The following is a 19,977-nucleotide window of genomic DNA, read 5'->3' as shown; positions in this document are numbered from 1 at the left end:
GCGCTTGTGATGCTGACCGGAGCCCGAGACCCGATCCTCGTGCCCGAAGTATCGCAGCACGAGGTCAACTTGCAGCAAGGCTTCACCGGCACCGAATTGCTGCTCTTCGGTGCACTGCTCACGCCCGAGGGGTCGCGTGCAGCGCAGGATTACGACATCGTCGTGGTTCTGAAGGGCCCGACGCGGTCGATCGTCCTGCGCGAAAAGCAGAAGATCGCAGGCATCTGGATCAATGCAGCGAGTACGGAGCTCCGTTCGGCTCCCGCCTACTACGCCATAGCCTCGACGCGGCCGATCTCCGAAATCGTCGACGACAAGACCGCGGCGATTTACGAGCTTGGGCTCAAGTGGTTGCAGCTCTCGCCGATCGGGGCGATCAACCCTGAAGAGCAGGCGCGCTTTGCCGCCGGGCTGGTCGATCTCAACCGGCGCCACGGCCTCTACCGCGAAGATGAAGGCGGCGTAAAGGTCAGCGAGCAGGTGCTGTATCAGGCACGAATCGGCCTGCCTTCAAGTGTCCCCACAGGGGCCTACACCGCTGAGACCTTCGCGATTTCAAACGGACGGGTGGTCGCGTCGGCCAGCAGCCAGGTGGAAGTACGCAAGCAGGGTGTGGAATTGGCGATCGCGCACTTTTCGGACGATTACGGCTTTGCCTATGGCTTGCTCGCCGTGGTCGTCTCGGTCGGCATGGGCTGGCTGGCCGGGCGCTTGTTCGCGCTTGTGTAAGCGGTTGATGCGAAAGACCGGATTTGCCGGGCCTCGGCATTGTCCCTTTTCCCGAACACTGCCTCTCCCGACTGTCCGTTTTGCATGGCGTGATCAAGGTTTTCGGTGTTGCCCACGGCTTTAGGGGGAAATTAACCGCCGGCGATCTAGGCATGTTGTGACTAATCGAAATGCTGGTGTTGAGTGAAGCTGATGCGACATGAAGGTTTCGACGTGGCCCGCGAGGCCGGGCCGGGCGAAACACCGTCGGGTAGCCCGTCGGGCAGTGCCGATCATGGCCGCGAGCCGATCGGCGTCATCCTCGAGATCACCGGAGCCGGGACGCGCATTGCTTTCGATATCGAGCGCCTGAACCAGATTTCGAAGAATTCCGATCCCTCGATCGCGCTGTCCGGCCAGGTCGGCAGCCAGGTCAAGATCCGCGTCGAAAACGGTTGGCTACTCGCCAGCGTGCGCAGCCAAAAGCAGGACGCCAAGGTCCCCGGAGGCATCGTTGCCGAGGCGGACTTCCTCGGCGAGGGGCAGGAAGAGCGTCTCACGGGTCGCATTCACGGTTTCCGACGCGGCGTGACTTTCTACCCGATGTCGGGAGGGCTGGTCTTTCCCGCGACGAGCGAGGACCTGCGACAGATCTATGCCAGCGACGGGCGCAGCGCCATCCAGATCGGCAACGTCTATCCCACCAAGGACATTCGCGCCGGCCTCTATGTCGATGCGTTGCTGGGCAAGCACTTCGCGCTGCTGGGATCGACCGGTACCGGTAAATCGACCAGTGCCGCGCTGATCCTCCATCGGATCTGCGCCCATGCGCCGGAAGGTCATATCATCATGATCGACCCGCACGGCGAGTACTCGGCGGCTTTCCGCAACACTGGACAGATCCTCGACGTTACCAACCTGCAAATGCCGTACTGGCTGATGAACTTCGAGGAGCATTGCGAGATCCTGTTGACCTCGCAGGGCGACGATCGCCAGATCGACTCCGAAATTCTCGCCAAGTGCCTGCTGGAAGCGCGTTCGAAGAACCGCCTTGCCGAGCAGATTGGCAAGATCACCGTCGATTCGCCGATCCCCTATCTGCTCTCCGATCTTTCCACCATTCTCAACAACGAGATGGGCAAGCTCGACAAGGGCCATACCAGCGCGCCCTATCTGCGCATTCGCAACAAGCTCGACGAGATCAAGAGCGATCCGCGCTACCAGTTCATGTTCTCGGGCATGCTGGTGGGCGACACGATGGCGGACTTCATCGCCAAGCTGTTCCGCATGCCTTCGCGCGGCCGGCCGATCTCGATCATCGACGTGTCGGGCGTGCCCTCGGACATCACCAGCACCGTTGTCGCCGTGCTCAGCCGGCTGGTCTTCGACTTCGCGATCTGGTCGCGCGAGGACAACACGCGTCCGATCCTGCTGGTCTGCGAAGAGGCCCACCGCTACGTTCCCAGCGAGAAGAATGCCGACGGTTCATCGGTCGGTCGCATCCTCTCGCGCATTGCCAAGGAAGGCCGTAAGTACGGCATCTCGCTCGGCCTGATCACGCAGCGTCCGTCCGACCTTGCCGAGGGCGTGCTCTCGCAGTGCGGCACGATCATCTCGATGCGTCTGAACAACGACCGCGACCAGGCCTTCGTGCGTGCGGCCATGCCCGAAGGCGCCCGCGGTTTCCTCGATTCCATTCCCGCCCTGCGCAACCGCGAGTGCATCATCTGCGGCGAGGGCGTGGCGATTCCGATCCGCGTCTCGTTCGACGACCTCGAGGAATACAAGCGCCCGGCCTCGGCCGACCCCTCGTTCACCGACCTGTGGAACAGCTCCGGCGGCGAAGAGGAAATGGTCTTCCGCACCGTCCAGCGCTGGCGCACGCAGGGCCGCTAGGCTCCGTACTCCCGGCGACGGAGGCTTCAGCCGTTCACATCCTGAACGCGTCGCGCCACTTGCCGAAACGGTAATAGCTCAGCGTCAGCGCCACGGTGACGACCGATCCGACGGGATAGGCCCACCAGACCGCCTCGCTTTCCAGCATCGGGCGCGCTGCGAAATAGAAGCCGAGGCGCCCGGGATACAGCCCCAGGAACATGATCGCCAGCGGGGCTACCACTGCGCCGTAGGCCCGCATCGTGCCGGTGAGGATCATGGTGATCGAGATGATCACGAAGGAACTCGTGCAGATCAGCTGGATGTGCTCCGCGATCGGCAGCGCCGGGCTGCCGCTGCCCAGGAATAGTTTCAGCAGCGGACCGTCGAATCCCACGATCAGCGCGGCCATGGCGGCGGACATCATGAGGTTGGTTGCCATGCCGGTGATCGTCACCTTGTTCACGCGGCCGTGGTCGCCGGCGCCCAGCGACTGCGCCACCATCGCGCTCACCGCCGAGGAAATGGCGAAGGCGGGCATCTGCAGGTAGTTCCAGAGTTGCAGAGAGGCGCCGTAGGCAGCCGCGGCGTAGAGCCCTTCACGGTTGACGAGCCCCACCATGATCAGCCCGGCCGACGAGACGATCAGCATCTGCGCGCCCATCGGCAGCCCCTTGGCGAGGATGTAGCGAAGGTCATCGCTGCGCGGCAGGAAGTAGCCCAGTTCGGGGCCGCGAAGGCGCATCGGCAGGTCCTGCCGGTAGATTCGCCAGACCTGATAGACGAGACCCGCGATATTGGCGAAGGCGGTGGCCGCGGCGGACCCGGTGATGCCCAGCCGGGGGACCGGGCCAAGTCCCATGATCAGCACCGGATTGAGCGCGGCGTCGATCACCACCGTCAGGATCATCGCATAGAGCGGCGTCTTGGAATCGCCCGTTCCGCGCATCGCCATGGAAACCATCAGCCCGACCGACGCGATGGGGAGCGCGAGGAACATGACTCGAAGATAGGCCAGTGCTTCTGCCCGGCTGGCATCCGGCGTGCTCATCGCGTGGAGCATCGCGGGCCCGTAAATCCAGCCCCCGATCGCAACCACGACGGCAAGCCCGGCGGAAAAGCCCGTGCCCGAACCGAACGTCTTGCGCGCCGCCACGATGTCGCGCGCGCCGAAATATTGCCCAATGCGGACCGTGGTGGCCATGCCGAAGCCGAATACGGCAGCGTAGAGCAGGAACATGATGACGTTGGCATTGGCGGTGGCCGCCAGAGCGCTTTCGCCGATCAGCCGCCCGACCCAGATCGCATTGACCGAGCCGTTCAGCGTCTGCAGCACGTTCGAGAGCAGCATGGGCAGCGAGAACAGGAGCAGCGTCTTGAGGATCGGCCCCTGCGTCAGGTCCCCCTTCATCGCCGGGGGCGCGGCGGCTTCGCTCTCGGCCGCAGGATGTTCTCCGCCGGGTACGGGGGACGCCTCGTTCATGTACCTCTCGTGTCGCCCCAGAGATGGATGTGCAAGCGGTCGGTAAAGCGCCAACCGCTCTGCGCACAGAAATCCGCCATCCATGCCGAGCGTTGGCGCAGGACATCGCTGGAGCGTCCCTCCGGCATGACGAAGAGGCGCTCGGAGGGGATGGCATAATGGTCCTGCAAGGCGTGCACTTCGTCGAGGTCCGCCTGCTGTGCGACCACGAACTTGAACACGGCGCGCGGTTCGGCGGCCCACGCGGCAAGGCGCTCGGGGATCAGGGCGAGATCGGCGGGGTTGCCGCTGTGGGCCAGCTTGGGGCTGACGTTGAACTGGTGGATCAGCGGATCGAGCGCGGGATGCGGCGCGACGGTGCCGTTCGTCTCGATCTCGATATGCATGCCGGGGCGCAGGTCGTTCAGGGCCGAGGCCATGCGCGCCAGCGCCGCGCCCTGCAGCAGCGGTTCGCCGCCGGTGATCACCAGCCGGTCCGGCGCCAGCGCGGCGATGCGTTCCGCAACGTCGGCTTCCTCGAGCGAGAGCTGGTTGGACTTGCGTTCGAAGGCGGCCTCGTCGCGGTGGGGGCGGTTGTCGCCCTCGAAGCGCCAGGTGTAGGCGGTGTCGCACCACTGGCACGCAAGGTTGCAGCGCGAGAGGCGCACGAACGTGCTCGGGCGCCCGATCGAGGGGCCTTCGCCCTGCAGCGAGGCGAAAATCTCCGGGTCGCCCGGAACGGTGGTGGCCAAAGTCAGCATGGGGGTGTCAGAGTCACAAGGTTACACGTCAGGTTGACACGGATTACACGGTCCAGAGAAAAAGGTGTCACCTTGCGCCGGACTGTCACCTTGTGCGGGTTCGAGGCGGGGCAGGGCGGTCATGCCGCGACACTGGCAGAAGCCGCGGGCGTAGGAAAACGAAATTGCGGACGGGCGCATAAACCTTCCCCCTTGATGGGGGAAGGATACGAAGCCCTGGTGAGCGGGAGCGAACCTAGGCGCAGTTGGAAGGGGGTGACTTTACGTGGTGCGCGCGCTCTCACCCCCACCCAACTCCGGCTAGGCAGACGAGCTGCCAAGCCTGCATATCCCTCCCCCATCAAGGGGGAGGATGTTCTTCCTTCAATCCTCCCTGTCCCCGCAGGGGCTGGGGAGGGGGGCGCCCGCGCAGCGGGTGGTGGAGGCGGCTCAAACCCCTCCGTCACGCACTTCATGCGCGCTACCTCCCCATCGCTTCGCGACAGGGAGGATTTGCGTTTACCCCAACCGTTCCAGCGCCGCCGCCAGACGCTCGGCCTCGGCGGCATGGTGCGCGTGATCGGCTCGCGCCTTTTCGACCGCTTCGGGCTTGGCTTTCTCTACGAACTTGGGGTTCGACAGGCGGCCTTCGAGCGACCTGGCTTCCTTCTGCGAGGCGGCGAGGGCCTTTTCGAGGCGGGCCTTTTCGGCGGCGATGTCGATCACGCCTTCGAGCGGGATCGTCAGCATCGCATCGCCTGCGCCGACCTGCATGGCCGGACCGGCCGGGGCCGCTTCGAAATGGATCGCATCGAGGCGGGCGAGCCGGTCGACGGCCGTGCCGTTGCGCTCGATGATCGCCTTGGTGCTCTCCGAGGGCGCCTCCAGGTAGGCGGTCAGGCGGGCGCCCGGGGCAATGCCGAGTTCGGGCTTGGCGCCGCGCAGGTTGCCGATCAGAGCGATCAGCCATTCGACTTCGCGCTTGGCATCGGCATCCACGCTGGCGCCCGGCTCGGGCCACTTCGCGGTGATCAGCGGATAGCCTTCGCGATCACCCATCTTGCTCCACAGCTCTTCGGTGACGAAGGGCATGAAGGGGTGGAGCATGACGAGGATCTGGTCGAGCACCCAGCCGGCGACGGCCTTGGTCTCGTCGTCGAAGTTGCCCTTTACCAGTTCGATGTACCAGTCGCAGAACTGGTCCCACACGAAGTGGTACACAGTGTTCGCCGCCGCGTCGAAGCGCAGGTCGGCCATGGCCTTGTCTAGTTCGGCCAGCGTCTCGACGACTTCGCCGATGATCCACTTGTTGACCGCGCTGGTGGCGGCAGGCGCGGCGACCGAGGTGCTCGCGCCGATGCCGTTGGACTGGCAGAAGCGGGCGGCGTTCCACAGCTTGGTGGCGAAGTTGCGGTAGCCCTCGACGCGCTTCTCATCCATCTTCACGTCGCGGCCCTGGCTTTCCATGGCGGCCATGAAGAAGCGCAGCGCATCGGCGCCGTACTGGTCGATAAGGCCCAGCGGATCGACGACGTTGCCCTTGGACTTGGACATTTTCTGCCCGTCCGCCGCGCGCACGAGGCCGTGCAGGTAGAGCCGCTTCCACGGCACTTCCTTCATGAAGTGCAGCCCCTGCATCGCCATGCGCGCATCCCAGAAGAACAGGATGTCGAAGCCGGAGACCAGCAGGTCGTTGGGATAGTGTTTCTTCAGCAGCGGCGCGTTCTCGTCCGGCCAGCCGAGCGTGGCGAAGGGCCAGAGCGCGGAGGAGAACCAGGTGTCGAGGACGTCGGAATCCTGCCAAAGGACCACCGTCGGATCGGCTTCATCAAGCCAGCGTAGTCCGGCACTTTCGCCTTCCTGTGCGAACCTTATGTTCTCGACGGGTATGTCGTAGAAGGCCGCCGCTTGCGCTTGAACCTCAGCTTCGTTCACTCCGACGAAGAACTTGGCGTTACCGACTCCAGCTTCGAAGTCCTTATCAGGCCCATACCACGCCGGAATCCGGTGTCCCCACCAGAGCTGGCGGCTGACGCACCACGGCTGGATGTTCTCCATCCAGTTGAAGAAGGTCTTCTCCCAGGTCTTGGGGACGATCTCGATCGCACCGCTCTTCACCGCCTCGATCGGCGCCTGTGCGAGCTTTTCGGCATCGACGTACCACTGGTCGGTCAGCCAGGGCTCGATCACCACGCCGCCGCGGTCGCCGTAGGGCGTCTGGATCGTGCGCGGTTCGGCGTCGTGTTCGTGCGCGTTGCCTTCCTTGTCCTTGGTGACGTGCGGGATGAGCAGGCCGAGGTCCTTCATCTCGGCCACGACCATCTCGCGCGCGGCGAAACGCTCGACGCCGAGGAATTGCTCGGGGATCAGCCCGTCGGCGGTCTGGCAGACATGCGCATCGGCATCGAGCATGTTGAGCATCTCGGCGGGCTTGAACCCGGCGCGCTTGCCAACCTCGAAGTCGTTGAAGTCATGCCCCGGCGTGATCTTCACCGCGCCCGAACCCAGTTCGGGGTCGGCGTGCTCGTCGGCGACGATGGGGATCTCGCGGCCGGTGATCGGCAGGGTGACGGTGGCCTTGCGCTCGAGCAGCGCCTTGTAGCGATCGTCGTCCGGGTTCACGGCGACGGCCATGTCGGCCAGCATCGTTTCGGGACGCGTGGTGGCGACCACGATGTGGCCCGAACCGTCGCTGAGCGGGTACTTGAAGTGCCAGAAGCTGCCCTGGATCTCGCGCGTTTCCACTTCGAGATCGCTGATCGCGGTCTTCAGGCGCGGGTCCCAGTTCACCAGCCGCTTGTCGCGGTAGATGAGGCCCTCGTTGTAGAGGTCGACGAAGACCTTCACGACCGCCTTGGTGAAGTGCGGGTCCATGGTGAACTGCTCGCGGCTCCAGTCCATCGAGCAGCCGAGGCGCCGCAGCTGGCCGGTGATGGTGCCGCCGCTCTCGTGCTTCCACTCCCAGACCTTGTCGACGAATTCTTCGCGCGTGTAGTTGGTGCGCTTGTCCTGGCGCAGTTCCATCTGACGCTCGACGACCATCTGCGTGGCGATGCCGGCATGGTCGGTGCCCACCACCCACAGCGCATCCTTGCCCCGCAGCCGCTCGTAGCGGATCACCACGTCCTGCAGCGTGTTGTCGAGAGCATGGCCGATGTGCAGGCTGCCGGTCACGTTCGGCGGCGGATTGACGATGGTGAAGGGCTGCGCATCGGGCCGTTCCGGATGGAACAGGCCGTTGTCTTCCCAGTGCGCATACCACTTCGCCTCGATCTGGGCGGGGTCGAAAGTCTTGTCGAGAGCGGTGTCGGTCATGGCGCGGCGCTTTGCCAGCGCGGCGGATTGGGTGCAAGCAGCGAGTGCCACGGTTTCGCCGCAAGGTCCTGACATGGTCAGGTCCTCACACTATTCGTCGCACCGGTGGAACCACTTGCCGGTCCATGGTTTTTCCCTCAATACGAGCAATCATGCGGGAATACGCGGAATTCACCCTGTCGGAAAACGACGATGGCGGCGTGCCGACCCTGGCGCTGAATGGGCCTTTGCGCGTCTATTCGCTGGGCGATCTCGACACCCGGCTCAACGCGCTGGAGGTCAATTTCCAGCGCATCGACCTGTCTGGGGTGACCGATATCGACACCACCGGCGCCTGGCTCGTCAGCAATTTTGCCAGCGAACACAACCTCGAGACGGTCGGCGAAAGCGAGCAGGCGCGCCGCTTGTTCGCGGCGATCGGCAACATTACCGGGCACGAGGCGGAACCCGAGCCGAGCCCCGGCCTGGCCGCGCGCACGCTTGGCGATATCGGCGAGGTGGTGATCGGCTGGGGGCGCGGCTTCCGCAAGTCGGTCGGTTTCCTGGGCGAAATGGTTGCCGCCTTCGGCACCGTGGCGCGCCATCCCTCGCGGCTGCGGGTCACGGCGCTGGTCCACCACATGCAGTACGTGGGCGTCAATTCGCTGTGGATCATCGGCCTGATGAGCTTTCTGATCGGCATCGTCATCGCCCAGCAGGGCGCGGTGCAGCTGCAGCAGTTCGGGGCGGAGATCTACACGATCAACCTCACCGGCCGCCTCTCCATGCGCGAACTGGGCATCCTGATGACCTCGATCATGGTCGCGGGCCGCTCCGGATCGGCCTTTGCCGCCCAGATCGGCACGATGAAGCTGACCGAGGAAGTCGACGCCATGCGCACGATCGGCGTTTCGCCGATGGAAGCGCTGGTGGTGCCGCGGGTGCTGGCCTCGATGATCATGATGCCGCTGCTCGGTTTCTATTCGGCGGTGCTGTCGATCATCGGCGGCGCCTTCATCTCGAACTTCGCGCTCGACATCCCGTTCTGGACCTTCCTGCAGCGCACGCAGGAAGTCGTGCCGATCACCGACGTGTGGATCGGCATCCTCAAGGCGCCGGTCTTCGCGCTGATCGTGGCGCTGGCGGGCTGCTACCAGGGCATGCAGGTTGCCGGCAGCGCCGAGGAAGTGGGCACGCGCACGACCGAGGCGGTGGTCACCGCGATCTTCACGGTCATCGTGCTCGACGCGTTCTTCGCAATCTTCTTCACGGAGATCGGTTGGACATGAACCAGGCGGAGGAATACGTCAGCGGCACGCAACCAACCGAGGATTACCCCATCGTCGTCGAGGGGCTGCGCAACGCGTTCGGCGATCATGTCATTCACGAGAATCTCTCGCTGAAGGTGAAGCGGGGCGAAGTGATCGGCGTGGTCGGCGGCTCGGGCACCGGCAAGTCGGTGCTGATGCGCTCGATCATCGGCCTGCAGCAACCGACGGCCGGCGAGATCCAAGTGCTCGGCCACGACATGATGAACCCGCACCACAACGACGATATCGACATTCGTTCGCGCTGGGGGGTGCTGTTTCAGGGCGGCGCGTTGTTCTCGACGCTGACGGTGGGCGAGAACGTCGAGGTGCCGCTCAAGCAGTTCTATCCGGACATTCCCGATGACCTGCGCAACGAGATCGCCCGCTTCAAGGTGCGCCTGTCCGGGCTACCTGAAAAGGCCGCATTCAATTACCCCAGCGAGCTTTCGGGCGGCATGCGCAAGCGCGCCGGGCTGGCCCGCGCTCTCGCGCTGGATCCGGAACTGCTGTTCCTCGACGAGCCCACCGCCGGGCTCGATCCCATCGGCGCTGCCGCGTTCGATCGCCTGACCCGCGAACTCAAGGAGACGCTGGGTCTCACCGTGTTCCTGATCACGCACGATCTCGACACGCTCTACGCGATCTGTGACCGCGTGGCGGTGCTGGCGGACAAGCAGGTCATCGCGGTCGGGACGATTCCCGAGTTGCTCGCGCTCGATCACCCCTGGATTCAGGAATACTTCAACGGTCCGCGCGGCCGGGCGGCACTGGCCGCCAAAGGCGATCCCGAAGTGGAGAGCGCAATGGCTGGTCCGGATGCGGAGCGCCCGGACGGAAACAGCGCGGGCATGGACAGCGCAGGCATGACGGGGGCATAGGGCTAAGGCATGGAAACAAAGGCCAATCACGTCTGGGTAGGTGCCGTCACGCTGTTGCTGCTGGCAGCACTGGCCGCGTTCGTCTTGTGGATCGCGCGGCTCAACGAAGGCGCGCAGCACGAGTACGACATCTTCTTCAAGCAGTCCGTGGACGGGCTCGCCAAGGGCTCGCAGGTCGCTTATTCCGGTGTGCCGGTGGGACAGGTCAAGAAGATCGAGCTGTGGCCCAAGGACCCCAAGTTCGTGCGCGTGCGTATCCGCGTCGATGAGGACGTGCCGGTGACGGTCGGCACAACGGCGACCATCCAGGGCAGCTTCACGGGCGTGTCAGATATCCAGCTCGAGGGCGCGGCAAAGGGGGCGCCGCCGATCACCGAACCGGGGCCTGAAGGCGTGCCGGTGATCCCGACCAAGCCCGGCGGGCTGGGCGAAATCCTGTCTAATGCACCGCTGCTGATGGAGCGTCTGGCGACCCTAACCGAAAACCTCAACCAGCTGCTGTCCGAAGAGAACCGCCAGTCGATCACTGGTATTCTCAAGAATACCAACAAGATGACGCGCGATCTGGCGAACGCCACGCCGCAGGTGCGCCAGACCTTGCAGGAACTGCAGGGTACGCTCGATCAGGCGACGCAGACGCTTGCGTCGTTCCAGCGCGTCGCCGACAAGGCAGACGATCTGCTGGGCAGCGAGGGCAATTCGCTGGCGGTGCAATTGCGCCAGACGCTGGCTTCGGCGCAGAAATCGATGGATCAGCTCAACAAGACGATGGAGCACGCGCAGCCGGCGCTCGATCAGGTCTCGCAAAGCACGCTCCCGGCCGCCGAAGCGGCGATCCGCGACCTGCGCGCGACCAGCAAGGCGCTGCGCAACGTGACCGAAAAGATCGACGAGCAGGGCGCTGGCGCGCTGCTCAAGGGGCAGAAGCTGCCCGATTACAAACCGTGATGTTCGCCAGGATTGAGGTCATGATGGGAATAGCGATAAATGCCCTGGGCGCACTCCGTATCCTCAAGGCCGGTACTGTGAGGGGCATGGTGATCGCCGCTTCCTGCCTGGCATTGTCGGGCTGCCTGAGCCTTGGCGGGAAAACGCCCGACGAACTGTTCCGGCTCACGCCCGAAGAGACGGCGCCTGCGGGATCCACAGCGAGGGGACCGCTCAGCGAAGCGATCGTGGTGGAGGACCCGGAGGCCGACCGCAGCCTCGACATGCTGCGCGTACCGGTGCGCGTCGACGCCTCGAGCCTTGCCTATCTCAAGAATGCCGGCTGGATCGAGAAGCCGACGCGCCTGTTTCGCTCGCTGCTGGCCGAAACCATCCGCGCACGCACGGGTCGGCTGGTCGTGGAAGGCGGCGATTTCGAAATGACCGGCAAGACCCGCATCGGCGGCCGACTGCTGGAAATGGGCTACGACGCGCAGAAAAGTGCAGTCGTGGTCCGGTTCGACGCAATGCTCAGCGAGGGTCTGGGGCCCGAGCGGGTTGTTACCCGGAGGTTCGAATCGGTGGTCAATGGCGTGGAGCCCAAGGCCCAGTACGTGGGGCCGGCCATCAACCAAGCCGCCAACGACGTGGCGCAGCAGGTCGCGGACTGGATCAAGGGCAGTTGATCCCGCTTGGGTATCGGGCGCGCGAAAGTAAAGACTGACATGTCGATTTATTTCAGTCGCCTCAGATGCCCAAGGCCTGAAAACGATTGCAGCTGAGCAAATTCAACCCGAATGCATCGCAGCTTACTCTCGGTGTTGTTGCCATGATGCAACAACAAGGCATGTAGCTTTTTGACGAACTACATGCCTTATTGATTGGAAATTCTTCTGCAGTATTGGGCTCGTCCGGCTCCTCTCTGGAGTCGATGATAATAACAAGCAGGAGTTTCCATGAAGAAATTCGCCATTGCCGGCGGCGCACTTGCGCTGCTCGCGATTCCGGCTGCCGCAAACGCACAGGCTTTTGTCCAGGTCGAAACCGGACTCGATTCCGTTTCCGTCGACGGGGAATCCGACGAAGGCGTCAGCTATGGCATTTCTGCCGGCTATGACATGCCTCTTTCGGGCGGCATGTTCGTCGGAATCCAGGGCACCGTGGCAGACAGCACGACAAAGGAATGCGCAAGCGACGTCTTCGGCGCCGGGGACAAGCTGTGCATCAAGACCGGCCGCGACCTGGCGGCAGTCGTGCGGCTCGGCACCACGGTCGGCGAGAAGGGTAAGCTCTACGTTCTGGGCGGCTACACCAATGCGCGCATCCGCGTAACGTATTCCGACGGCGTCGATTCCGCTTCCGATGGTGCCAACGGCGACGGTTTTCGCCTCGGTGCCGGCTACCAGTACGACCTGAGCGAGAACCTCTTCCTCAAGGCCGAGTACCGCTACTCGAACTACGAATCCGACGTCAGCCGCCACAACGGCATCGTCGCGCTCGGCGTGAAGTTCTGATCTCAAGAAGGATGGACAGGGCTTCGGCTCTGCCTGTCAGGAGGCCCGTCTCGGTTCGTCCGGGGCGGGCTTTTGATTGTCTGGCTCTACCGGACGCCTTCGATCAGCGCGACGATTTCCTCGAGCCAGCGCCGCGGTTCCTGGGCGCGGCCCAGATCGCAGACGAATTCCTGCCCGCGCTTGGCGGAATCGAGTCCGGTGCGGCCGAGCCAGCGTTGGGCGCGGTCGTGATAGGTCAGGCCGCGCCGCTTGAGCCAGGGCGGCACGTCCCACAGGTTGAGCGGGCCGCCGGGGCGGGTGAGGCGCAGCTCGGCAGATGCCGAAAGCGCGGTCGTGCCGGCGCCGAACCAGAGCGCATTGTTGGCAGGCCATTCGCCCTCGAGATGCGGGTGATGCCGGGGCGGTTCGCGCCAGTGCGGGGATTGCGCAACGTCGCCCGGCGCGCCGGAGGCCAGCACGCGCATGTGCCCGAAGATGCGGTGATGGCGCTCGCCCGTCTCGGGATCGGCGAAGAGGCCGAAGAACAGGAAGTGGTCTCCGGGTCCGACGCCATGCTTGAGCAGGTGGCCTTGCGCCGCGCCGCATTGCCCGAACCAGCACAGGCCGTCGGCGAACATGGGATCGTCGTGGCACAGGTCTTCGCCGGTCAGTTTGCCGCGCGAAACCGTTTTTACCAGATCGGCGAGGCCGCGGTCCGCGAATGTCGTGCGAGACCGGTCGCGCGCGGGGATCGGCAGCGAGACGGGAATGCCGTCGACGATGGGGGAGGGCACGCCGCCCGCGGTGCTGTCGAACCCCTTGCGACTGAAGACCAGCTTCATGCTGCCCCGGTAGACTCCGTCCGTGACAGCGCCGCCATGCGTATCGCCAGCGTGAAGGCTTCAAACCGGGCGGCGCGGCGTTCGGCGGCTTCCCAGTCCTCGCCCCAGAGTTCGGCCTGCCAGTCGGCTTCGAGTTCGGCAGCCTTCCACAGCGCCTCGGCATCGGCGCCCGGCCGGATCGCTTCGAGCGCGATGGTCAGCGAGGCGGCGAGGCTGGCCAGCATTCTGAGCGCGGCGAGCGCGAAAGCATCGTGCGTTTCCAGTTCCTCGCGCAGCCGGGCGAGCGTCGCCTCGGGCTGGGGGCGGTGGACGATCCCGGAAACGCGGGTGAAGCGCACGTCCAGCCGTTCCTCGAACCCGGCGACGAGCGGCTCCCACACCTCTTCCTGCCGCGCATAGAGCGGCTCGTCCGGATCGGCGCGATAGCACAGCGTATCGGTCTCGGCGTAGGGCAGGACATCGCCGATCACCTGATCGCGGTTCGGCACGACGGCATCGATGGCGAAATCGGCCAGATCGCGCAGGTGGAACAGGGCGGGGTCGATCTCCTCGCCCTGCGCGGCCCATTCCGCTGCCATGGCTTCGGCGAGGGCCTGCGTGGGCACGACCTGCGGGCGGCCGCCGGCCGTCTTGATCGGTCGGCCGTCGAGCAGCACGCGCCAGCCATCGTCGGCCTTTTCGGCCGTTACGGTCTTGTAAAAGCGCTTCATTTCGGAGTGCGCCACTTTTTGATGAGAATGGACGGGATAACGAAAACGTCCAACAGTCCGTTGGCAATCAGCAGATAGCCGACCCAGTCGGGCAGGCTCGGCAGGATGCGACCGGTGGCAATCAGCATGCCCGCGATTACGCAGGCCACGCCCAGCAGGCGGGTGATCTGGATCGCGGCGAAACGTCCGGCGGCGGGGTCCCGTTCGCTCATGCCTGCAGGTATTCCAGAAGTTCGGCAGGGGTTTCGACGACCTTCTCGGCACCCGCTGCCGTCAGTTCCTGCGGATGATGATAGCCCCAGTCCACGCCCACGGCGCGGGTGCCGGCGTTCTGCGCCATTTGCATGTCGTAGGCGGTATCCCCGATCATCACCGTCTCTTCCGGCAGCGCGCCGGCTTCGAACAGCGCTTCCTCCAGCATCGCCGGATGCGGCTTGGAAGGGTGGCGGTCGGCGGTCTGGAGGGTGACGAAGAGGTCGGCGATGCCATTGTTGGCAAGGCAATGCGCCAGCCCCCGGTCGGACATGCCGGTGGCGACGCCGAGCGTCCAGCCCGCGCCGTGCAGCGCACGCAGGGTATCTTCGATGCCGGCAAACAGCGGCTGCGAGACTCGACCCTGGGTGCGCGCTGTGCGGAAGGCCTCCTTGTAGGCATCGGCCATCGCGTGCTGCTGCTCTTCGGTGCTGTCGGGCAGGAGTTCACGGATCGCGCGGGGCAGCGAGAGGCCGACCGCGCGGCGGATCTGGCCGCGGGGCGGCGCGGGCAGGTCGAAGGCCCCGAAGGCGATCTCCATCGCCTCGCAGATCGAGGCCTGCCCGTCGATAAGCGTGCCGTCGCAATCGAAAACCGCGAACTTCATCGCTTGCCCTTCGGTGGTGCGCCGCGCGGCTTGCGCGCGCCGGGACGGCCCGGCTTGGCAGGGCCTCTTGACTTGCCGCCCGGTTTCCCGCCGGGCCGGCCGCGCGAGGGCGGGCCGTCGCCGCGCTTGCGCCGCTCGCCACGACGTTCCTTGCGGACCTGCTTGGAGTGGGCCTTGGCCGCGCGCTTCTCATCCGCCTTGGTCGGTTCGGGCGGGGCAGGGGGCAGCTCGGCGCCGTCGGCCTCGTCGAAGCCGAGGCTCGCCATCGAGTTGGCGAAGTGCTCGGGCAGCGGCGCGGTCACGTCGAGTGGCGCGCCGTCCGGGTGATCGATGATCAGTCGGCGCGCGTGCAGGTGCATCTTGCGGCTGATCGTGCCGGAGAGGAAGGCATCCTGTCCGCCGTACTTGCCGTCGCCGACGATCGGGTGGCCGATCGCGGCCATATGCACGCGAAGCTGATGGGTGCGGCCGGTCAGCGGGTGCAGTTCGACCCAGGCGGCGCGGTTGCCGGCGCGGTCGAGCACGCGGTAGCGGGTGCGGGCGATCTGGCCGCCTTCCTCGTCGACATGCATCTTCTCGCCGCCGGTACCCGGCTGTTTGGCGAGCGGCAGCTCGATCATGCCGTCGGAAATGTCCGGCACGCCGACCACCAGCGCCCAGTAGATCTTCTTGGCCGAGCGCCCGGAAAAGCGCTTGGAGAAGAAGGCCGCGCTGCCCGGCGTACGCGCGATCAGCAGCACGCCCGAGGTGTCCTTGTCGAGCCGGTGGACGAGGCGGGGGCGCGGACCCTCGGGGGCGAAGGCATCGAGCAGCCCATCGACATGCTGCTTCATTCCCGAGCCGCCCTGCGTGGCGAGGCCCGGCGGCTTGTTGAGCACGATGGCGGCGCGGTCCTGCGTCAGCACCATCGAATCGGCGAGGTCCAGTTCCTCCTCGGTCAGCTCGCGCTTGGGACGCGGCGCCTTGCCGCCCGGCTTCGCCTCGCCGCCCGGCGGCACGCGCAGGGTCTGGCCGGCCTCGAGCCGGGTATCGACATCGGCACGCTTGCCGTCGACGCGGATCTGCCCGGTGCGCGCCCAGCGCGAGACCATGGCAAAGCCGACTTGCGGCAGGTGGCGCTTGAACCAGCGGTCGAGGCGCACCCCGTCGTCGTCGTTGTCGACGGTGAACTGGCGGACGGAATCGCTCATGCGTGCCTCATGATCCAAAGGCCAAGGAAAAGGCTCATGACGCCCGCGATCACCGAAATGCCGGTGTAGAAGGCGGCAAGGCCGAGCTGCCCGCGCTCGGCCAGCGTCACGATGTCGAGGCTGAAAGAAGAAAAAGTGGTGAAGCCGCCCAGCAGGCCGATGGCCAGGAACAGGCGCGTGCCTTCGCCATGGCTGCCGAAACGGGCGAGCCAGCCGATGAGCAAGCCCATGAACAGGCTGCCGAGCACGTTCACCGTCAGGGTGCCGTAGGGAAATTCGCTCGCGCGCACGGGGCCGAGCATGGCGGTCCAGGCGCGGCCTACGAGAAAGCGCAACCAGGCGCCGGCGCCGCCGCCGAGCGCTACGAAGAGCGAGGCCGCAAGAAAGGAAGGTTGGGGCATGAGGCCGCCTTAGCCGCGAACGCGCGGATTTCCAATCGCGCGGTGTGCGGGCCAGAACTGGAAAAAGGCAATCCGATATGCTATGTGGTTAATAGGCCAGAAATGCCCGGCGCTTTCGCAAGTTCTCTAGGCGAGATTGCTTGCCTTTTAGTCCGTCCGGTGCTAGCGGCCCCCAACTTCGAGCCGACCCCCTTGGGGATTCGGCGTGTCTTCGTGTTTTATATGAAGGTGCTCCCCGCGTCGGAATGCGGGGTCAGCGCATTCGTTTTGTGAGGTGTTTCGGTTTATGCAGATCATGGTTCGCGACAACAATGTTGATCAGGCCCTTCGTGCGCTCAAGAAGAAGCTGCAGCGTGAAGGTGTCTACCGCGAAATGAAGCTGCGCCGTCACTACGAAAAGCCCTCCGAAAAGCGCGCTCGCGAAAAGGCTGCTGCCGTGCGCCGCGCCCGCAAGCTGGAGCGCAAGCGTCTGGAGCGCGACGGCGTCAAGTAAGAATGGATTCCTGCGCATCTGCGTGGGGCACCTCAAATTCACGGGTTCGCGCTTGAACGCGGGCCCGGCTTGAGCCATGAGGGCGCGGAAATTCCATCCGCGCCCTTTGTGCATCTGCACTTCCCGGGCAATTCCTTACGAGGTCTTTCGACGATGACAGAGATCACCCGCGTCCCGCTGCAGCCGATCGCCAAGGGCGCGCTTACCAAGATCTGGCTGGGTGTGGCCGCGGTTGCGCTTGCTGCCGGCGGTATCGCCTACGCTGCACTTCCGCCCACCGTCCATGTCGAGACGCTGACGGCCGGCAACGGCGAGTCGCCGACGATGGATGACGTGGTGCTCATCAACTACAAGGGCACGCTTCCCGACGGGAAGGTGTTCGATCAGGCTGAGCAGGTGCCGATGGCGCTGGGCGAAGTCGTTCCCGGCTTCAGCAAGGCGCTGGTCCAGATGAAGCGCGGCGGCAAGTACAAGGTCGAGATCCCCTCGGAACTGGCCTATGGCGACAAGGCCGTGGGCGACATTCCGGCGAACACCGACCTGACCTTCGAGATCGAGCTGCTCGACTTCAAGAGCCGCGCCGAGATCGAGCAGCAGCAGCGCATCATGCAGCAGCTGCAGCAGATGCAGGCCCAGCAAGGCGCCGGGGCTGCGCCGCAGCCCTGATGCGGCTTTTGGCCGCTTGATGAGGGTCCGGGCGGGTGCTAGCGCCCGCCGGTAGCCTTTTTCCTGTTCAGGGGCCGCATGTCGGCCCCGTCATCATTGAGGAAACGCCATGTCGGTCGATACCGCAACCGTGGCCAAGATCGCCAGCCTCGCCCGCATCAAGCTGGGCGATCAGGAGCTGGAGGCGATGGTCCCCGAACTCAACGGCATCCTGTCTTGGGTCGAGCAACTGGGCGAAGTCGACGTCACCGGTGTCGAGCCGATGACCGCCGTGATCCCCAACACACTGCGCCTGCGCGACGACGTGATCGATGCCGATCCGCTTACCGGCGGCAACAGGCGCGATGCCGTGCTGGCCAATGCGCCCGCGGCCGAGCACGGCTTCTTCGGCGTGCCCAAGGTGATCGAGTGAGCGGCCTGCCGTTCATTACTTATACTCGTCATCCCCGCGCAGGCGGGGATCCCGCTTTTCTTTTGATCCGTCGCAGCGAAAGCGGGGCCCCCGCCTTCGCGGGGGCGACGGGAGGTTTTAAATGAGCCAGGATCTGACCGAACTCGGCGTAGCAGCCATCCGCGACGGCGTCGCCAAGGGCGACTTCACTGCTGTCGAAGTGGCCGAAGCCTTCAACGCGAACGTCGCGGCGGCGCAGGACGCGCTCAACGCCTTCATCGTCGCCACGCCCGAAAAGGCGGTGGACGCCGCCAAGGCCATCGACGCGAAGCGCGCCAAGGGCGAGGCGCTGGGCAAGATGGGCGGCGTGCCCATCGGCATGAAGGACCTGTTCGCCACCCAGGGCGTGCAGACTACCGCAGCCAGCCACATCCTCGAAGGCTTCACGCCCGAGTACGAAAGCACGGTCAGCCAGAAGCTGTGGGATGCAGGCGCGGGCATGCTGGGCAAGCTCAACCTAGACCAGTTCGCAATGGGCTCCTCGAACGAGACGAGCTATTTCGGCAACGTGGTGTCGCCCTGGAAGCGCAACGACGGCGGCAATGCTTCGCTGGCGCCGGGCGGTTCCTCGGGCGGTTCCTCGGCGGCCGTGGCCGCGCGGCTGTGCCCGGCGGCGACCGGCACCGACACCGGCGGCTCGATCCGCCAGCCTGCCGCCTTCACCGGCATCACCGGCATCAAGCCGACTTACGGCCGCTGCTCGCGCTGGGGCGTCGTCGCTTTCGCCAGCTCGCTCGATCAGGCGGGGCCGATGGCGCGCGACACGCGCGACTGCGCGATCATGCTCGAAGCCATGGCCGGGTTCGATCCCAAGGACGCGACCAGCCTCGACATGCCGGTGCCCGAATGGGAAGCGAACCTTTCGGCGGACATGAAGGGCAAGAGGGTCGGCATTCCGCGAGAATACCGCATGGACGGGATGGACGAGGACGTCCTGAAGTCATGGGACGACGGCATTGCCTGGCTCAAGGAAGCGGGCGCGGAGATCGTCGATATCTCGCTGCCGCACACCAAGTACGCGCTTCCCGCCTACTACATCATCGCGCCGGCCGAGGCGTCATCGAACCTCGCGCGCTATGATGGCGTGCGCTACGGCCTGCGCGACCTGCCCGACGGCGCCAATCTGCAGGACATGTACGCCGCCACGCGCGCCGCCGGGTTCGGCGCCGAAGTGAAGCGCCGCATCCTGATCGGCACCTATGTGCTCTCGGCGGGTTTCTACGACGCCTACTACACGCAGGCGCAGAAGGTGCGCACGCTGATCAGCATCGACTTCAAGAACGCCTTCGAGAGCTGCGACGTGATCCTCGCGCCGACCGCGCCGAGCGCCGCGTTCGGCCTTGGCGAGAACGTCGACGATCCGCTCAAGATGTACCTCAACGACGTGTTCGCCGTGCCTGCCTCGCTGGCGGGCCTGCCGGCGATGTCGGTTCCGGCCGGGCTCAACCGCGAGGGCCTGCCGCTGGGGCTTCAGGTGATCGGCAAGGCCTTCGACGAGCAAGGCGTCCTGAACGCCGGGCTGGCGCTCGAGCAACGGGCCGGGTTCACGGCCAAGCCGGACAAGTGGTGGTAAGCGGCTGGTGAAGTGGCGCGGGGCATTGTAGTCCCGCGCTTGTAGTGTCGGCCGGCCAACACCGGTCCTGCCGTCCCGCAGGCTGCGAGACCGGAGCGATGCCTA

At 65.2% G+C, this 19,977-nt stretch carries 20 protein-coding genes; 11 read left to right on the top strand and 9 right to left on the bottom strand.

Annotated elements, in window-relative coordinates; translation table 11 throughout:
- Window positions 1-9 precede the first annotated feature (9 nt).
- Window positions 10-729: a TIGR02186 family protein gene (locus tag LK12_RS01075; RefSeq protein ID WP_197063460.1), complete on the top strand. Its 720-nt coding sequence runs from the start codon at window positions 10-12 to the stop codon at window positions 727-729.
- 192 nt (window positions 730-921) lie between these two features.
- Complete coding sequence (locus LK12_RS01070) at window positions 922-2,604, top strand: ATP-binding protein (protein WP_039279999.1); 1,683 nt, start codon at window positions 922-924, stop codon at window positions 2,602-2,604.
- Window positions 2,605-2,638: 34 nt separating this feature from the next.
- Here LK12_RS01070 and LK12_RS01065 read toward each other — a convergent pair whose 3' ends face one another.
- The 3 genes from LK12_RS01065 to LK12_RS01055 all read right to left on the bottom strand — a co-directional run bounded on the left by LK12_RS01065 (window position 2,639) and on the right by LK12_RS01055 (window position 8,100).
- On the bottom strand, window positions 2,639-4,066 hold the full coding sequence (locus tag LK12_RS01065) for an MATE family efflux transporter (protein WP_082010283.1): 1,428 nt from the start codon (window positions 4,064-4,066) through the stop codon (window positions 2,639-2,641).
- Complete coding sequence (locus LK12_RS01060; protein WP_039278303.1) at window positions 4,063-4,806, bottom strand: 7-carboxy-7-deazaguanine synthase QueE; 744 nt, start codon at window positions 4,804-4,806, stop codon at window positions 4,063-4,065. The genes LK12_RS01065 and LK12_RS01060 overlap by 4 nt, the downstream gene beginning before the upstream one ends.
- Before the next feature lie 498 nt (window positions 4,807-5,304).
- Window positions 5,305-8,100, bottom strand: coding sequence for a valine--tRNA ligase (locus LK12_RS01055; protein WP_039278299.1), 2,796 nt, complete (start codon window positions 8,098-8,100; stop codon window positions 5,305-5,307).
- 152 nt (window positions 8,101-8,252) lie between these two features.
- Here LK12_RS01055 and LK12_RS01050 point away from each other — a divergent pair, with 152 nt between their 5' ends.
- The 5 genes from LK12_RS01050 to LK12_RS01030 all read left to right on the top strand — a co-directional run bounded on the left by LK12_RS01050 (window position 8,253) and on the right by LK12_RS01030 (window position 12,708).
- Window positions 8,253-9,368 carry an ABC transporter permease gene (locus LK12_RS01050; RefSeq protein ID WP_039278297.1) on the top strand — a complete coding sequence of 372 codons (1,116 nt, stop codon included), beginning with the start codon at window positions 8,253-8,255 and terminating at the stop codon, window positions 9,366-9,368.
- Entirely contained in the window at window positions 9,365-10,267 is a 903-nt protein-coding gene (locus LK12_RS01045; protein ID WP_052223060.1) for an ABC transporter ATP-binding protein, read from the top strand. Before LK12_RS01050 ends, LK12_RS01045 begins: the two co-directional genes overlap by 4 nt.
- A 9-nt stretch (window positions 10,268-10,276) precedes the next feature.
- The gene (locus tag LK12_RS01040) at window positions 10,277-11,215 is read left to right on the top strand and encodes an MlaD family protein (RefSeq protein ID WP_039278294.1); all 939 of its coding nucleotides are present in this window, start codon (window positions 10,277-10,279) and stop codon (window positions 11,213-11,215) included.
- A 23-nt stretch (window positions 11,216-11,238) separates the two neighbouring features.
- On the top strand, window positions 11,239-11,880 hold the full coding sequence (locus LK12_RS01035; protein ID WP_052223162.1) for an ABC-type transport auxiliary lipoprotein family protein: 642 nt from the start codon (window positions 11,239-11,241) through the stop codon (window positions 11,878-11,880).
- Between the two features lie 270 nt (window positions 11,881-12,150).
- Window positions 12,151-12,708: an outer membrane protein gene (locus LK12_RS01030; protein ID WP_039278291.1), complete on the top strand. Its 558-nt coding sequence runs from the start codon at window positions 12,151-12,153 to the stop codon at window positions 12,706-12,708.
- 86 nt (window positions 12,709-12,794) lie between these two features.
- Here LK12_RS01030 and LK12_RS01025 read toward each other — a convergent pair whose 3' ends face one another.
- From LK12_RS01025 to crcB, 6 genes are read right to left on the bottom strand one after another with little or no spacing between them, the layout of a single operon-like run.
- On the bottom strand, window positions 12,795-13,529 hold the full coding sequence (locus LK12_RS01025) for an Nmad3 family putative nucleotide modification protein (protein WP_039278290.1): 735 nt from the start codon (window positions 13,527-13,529) through the stop codon (window positions 12,795-12,797).
- On the bottom strand, window positions 13,526-14,239 hold the full coding sequence (locus tag LK12_RS01020; RefSeq protein ID WP_039278288.1) for an ATP12 family chaperone protein: 714 nt from the start codon (window positions 14,237-14,239) through the stop codon (window positions 13,526-13,528). The genes LK12_RS01025 and LK12_RS01020 overlap by 4 nt, the downstream gene beginning before the upstream one ends.
- On the bottom strand, window positions 14,236-14,451 hold the full coding sequence (locus LK12_RS01015) for a hypothetical protein (protein WP_039278286.1): 216 nt from the start codon (window positions 14,449-14,451) through the stop codon (window positions 14,236-14,238). The genes LK12_RS01020 and LK12_RS01015 overlap by 4 nt, the downstream gene beginning before the upstream one ends.
- Window positions 14,448-15,098, bottom strand: coding sequence for an HAD-IA family hydrolase (locus LK12_RS01010; protein ID WP_039278284.1), 651 nt, complete (start codon window positions 15,096-15,098; stop codon window positions 14,448-14,450). The genes LK12_RS01015 and LK12_RS01010 overlap by 4 nt, the downstream gene beginning before the upstream one ends.
- Window positions 15,095-16,288, bottom strand: coding sequence for an RluA family pseudouridine synthase (locus LK12_RS01005; RefSeq protein ID WP_039278281.1), 1,194 nt, complete (start codon window positions 16,286-16,288; stop codon window positions 15,095-15,097). Before LK12_RS01005 ends, LK12_RS01010 begins: the two co-directional genes overlap by 4 nt.
- Window positions 16,285-16,689: a fluoride efflux transporter CrcB gene (gene crcB, locus LK12_RS01000; RefSeq protein ID WP_039278280.1), complete on the bottom strand. Its 405-nt coding sequence runs from the start codon at window positions 16,687-16,689 to the stop codon at window positions 16,285-16,287. Before crcB ends, LK12_RS01005 begins: the two co-directional genes overlap by 4 nt.
- Before the next feature lie 286 nt (window positions 16,690-16,975).
- On the opposite strand from crcB, the gene rpsU reads away from it, so the two are divergent.
- The 4 genes from rpsU (at window position 16,976) to gatA (ending at window position 19,872) form a co-directional block, all read left to right on the top strand.
- The gene (rpsU, locus tag LK12_RS00995; protein WP_039278277.1) at window positions 16,976-17,182 is read left to right on the top strand and encodes a 30S ribosomal protein S21; all 207 of its coding nucleotides are present in this window, start codon (window positions 16,976-16,978) and stop codon (window positions 17,180-17,182) included.
- Between the two features lie 153 nt (window positions 17,183-17,335).
- Window positions 17,336-17,848, top strand: coding sequence for an FKBP-type peptidyl-prolyl cis-trans isomerase (locus LK12_RS00990; protein ID WP_039278274.1), 513 nt, complete (start codon window positions 17,336-17,338; stop codon window positions 17,846-17,848).
- Window positions 17,849-17,957: 109 nt separating this feature from the next.
- A complete protein-coding gene (gatC, locus tag LK12_RS00985) occupies window positions 17,958-18,260 on the top strand; it encodes an Asp-tRNA(Asn)/Glu-tRNA(Gln) amidotransferase subunit GatC (protein WP_039278271.1) in 303 nt (100 codons plus the stop codon).
- Between the two features lie 121 nt (window positions 18,261-18,381).
- The gene (gatA, locus tag LK12_RS00980) at window positions 18,382-19,872 is read left to right on the top strand and encodes an Asp-tRNA(Asn)/Glu-tRNA(Gln) amidotransferase subunit GatA (protein ID WP_039278267.1); all 1,491 of its coding nucleotides are present in this window, start codon (window positions 18,382-18,384) and stop codon (window positions 19,870-19,872) included.
- The last annotated feature ends 105 nt before the right edge of the window (window positions 19,873-19,977 follow it).

Origin of the sequence: Novosphingobium malaysiense, assembly GCF_000802225.1 — a bacterium.
GTDB lineage: Bacteria > Pseudomonadota > Alphaproteobacteria > Sphingomonadales > Sphingomonadaceae > Novosphingobium > Novosphingobium malaysiense.
The sequence above is the reverse complement of the archived record's forward strand: the minus strand, read 5'-3'. Positions and strand labels throughout refer to the sequence as shown.

What these genes read in the sequence shown, in the direction of transcription:
- LK12_RS01075 (WP_197063460.1), top strand. Translation starts at nt 10, where the DNA reads ATGCTGACCGGAGCCCGAGACCCGATCCTCGTGCCCGAAGTATCGCAG.
- LK12_RS01070 (WP_039279999.1), top strand. Translation starts at nt 922, where the DNA reads ATGCGACATGAAGGTTTCGACGTGGCCCGCGAGGCCGGGCCGGGCGAA.
- LK12_RS01065 (WP_082010283.1), bottom strand. Translation starts at nt 4,066, where the DNA reads ATGAACGAGGCGTCCCCCGTACCCGGCGGAGAACATCCTGCGGCCGAG.
- LK12_RS01060 (WP_039278303.1), bottom strand. Translation starts at nt 4,806, where the DNA reads ATGCTGACTTTGGCCACCACCGTTCCGGGCGACCCGGAGATTTTCGCC.
- LK12_RS01055 (WP_039278299.1), bottom strand. Translation starts at nt 8,100, where the DNA reads ATGACCGACACCGCTCTCGACAAGACTTTCGACCCCGCCCAGATCGAG.
- LK12_RS01050 (WP_039278297.1), top strand. Translation starts at nt 8,253, where the DNA reads ATGCGGGAATACGCGGAATTCACCCTGTCGGAAAACGACGATGGCGGC.
- LK12_RS01045 (WP_052223060.1), top strand. Translation starts at nt 9,365, where the DNA reads ATGAACCAGGCGGAGGAATACGTCAGCGGCACGCAACCAACCGAGGAT.
- LK12_RS01040 (WP_039278294.1), top strand. Translation starts at nt 10,277, where the DNA reads ATGGAAACAAAGGCCAATCACGTCTGGGTAGGTGCCGTCACGCTGTTG.
- LK12_RS01035 (WP_052223162.1), top strand. Translation starts at nt 11,239, where the DNA reads ATGGGAATAGCGATAAATGCCCTGGGCGCACTCCGTATCCTCAAGGCC.
- LK12_RS01030 (WP_039278291.1), top strand. Translation starts at nt 12,151, where the DNA reads ATGAAGAAATTCGCCATTGCCGGCGGCGCACTTGCGCTGCTCGCGATT.
- LK12_RS01025 (WP_039278290.1), bottom strand. Translation starts at nt 13,529, where the DNA reads ATGAAGCTGGTCTTCAGTCGCAAGGGGTTCGACAGCACCGCGGGCGGC.
- LK12_RS01020 (WP_039278288.1), bottom strand. Translation starts at nt 14,239, where the DNA reads ATGAAGCGCTTTTACAAGACCGTAACGGCCGAAAAGGCCGACGATGGC.
- LK12_RS01015 (WP_039278286.1), bottom strand. Translation starts at nt 14,451, where the DNA reads ATGAGCGAACGGGACCCCGCCGCCGGACGTTTCGCCGCGATCCAGATC.
- LK12_RS01010 (WP_039278284.1), bottom strand. Translation starts at nt 15,098, where the DNA reads ATGAAGTTCGCGGTTTTCGATTGCGACGGCACGCTTATCGACGGGCAG.
- LK12_RS01005 (WP_039278281.1), bottom strand. Translation starts at nt 16,288, where the DNA reads ATGAGCGATTCCGTCCGCCAGTTCACCGTCGACAACGACGACGACGGG.
- crcB (WP_039278280.1), bottom strand. Translation starts at nt 16,689, where the DNA reads ATGCCCCAACCTTCCTTTCTTGCGGCCTCGCTCTTCGTAGCGCTCGGC.
- rpsU (WP_039278277.1), top strand. Translation starts at nt 16,976, where the DNA reads ATGCAGATCATGGTTCGCGACAACAATGTTGATCAGGCCCTTCGTGCG.
- LK12_RS00990 (WP_039278274.1), top strand. Translation starts at nt 17,336, where the DNA reads ATGACAGAGATCACCCGCGTCCCGCTGCAGCCGATCGCCAAGGGCGCG.
- gatC (WP_039278271.1), top strand. Translation starts at nt 17,958, where the DNA reads ATGTCGGTCGATACCGCAACCGTGGCCAAGATCGCCAGCCTCGCCCGC.
- gatA (WP_039278267.1), top strand. Translation starts at nt 18,382, where the DNA reads ATGAGCCAGGATCTGACCGAACTCGGCGTAGCAGCCATCCGCGACGGC.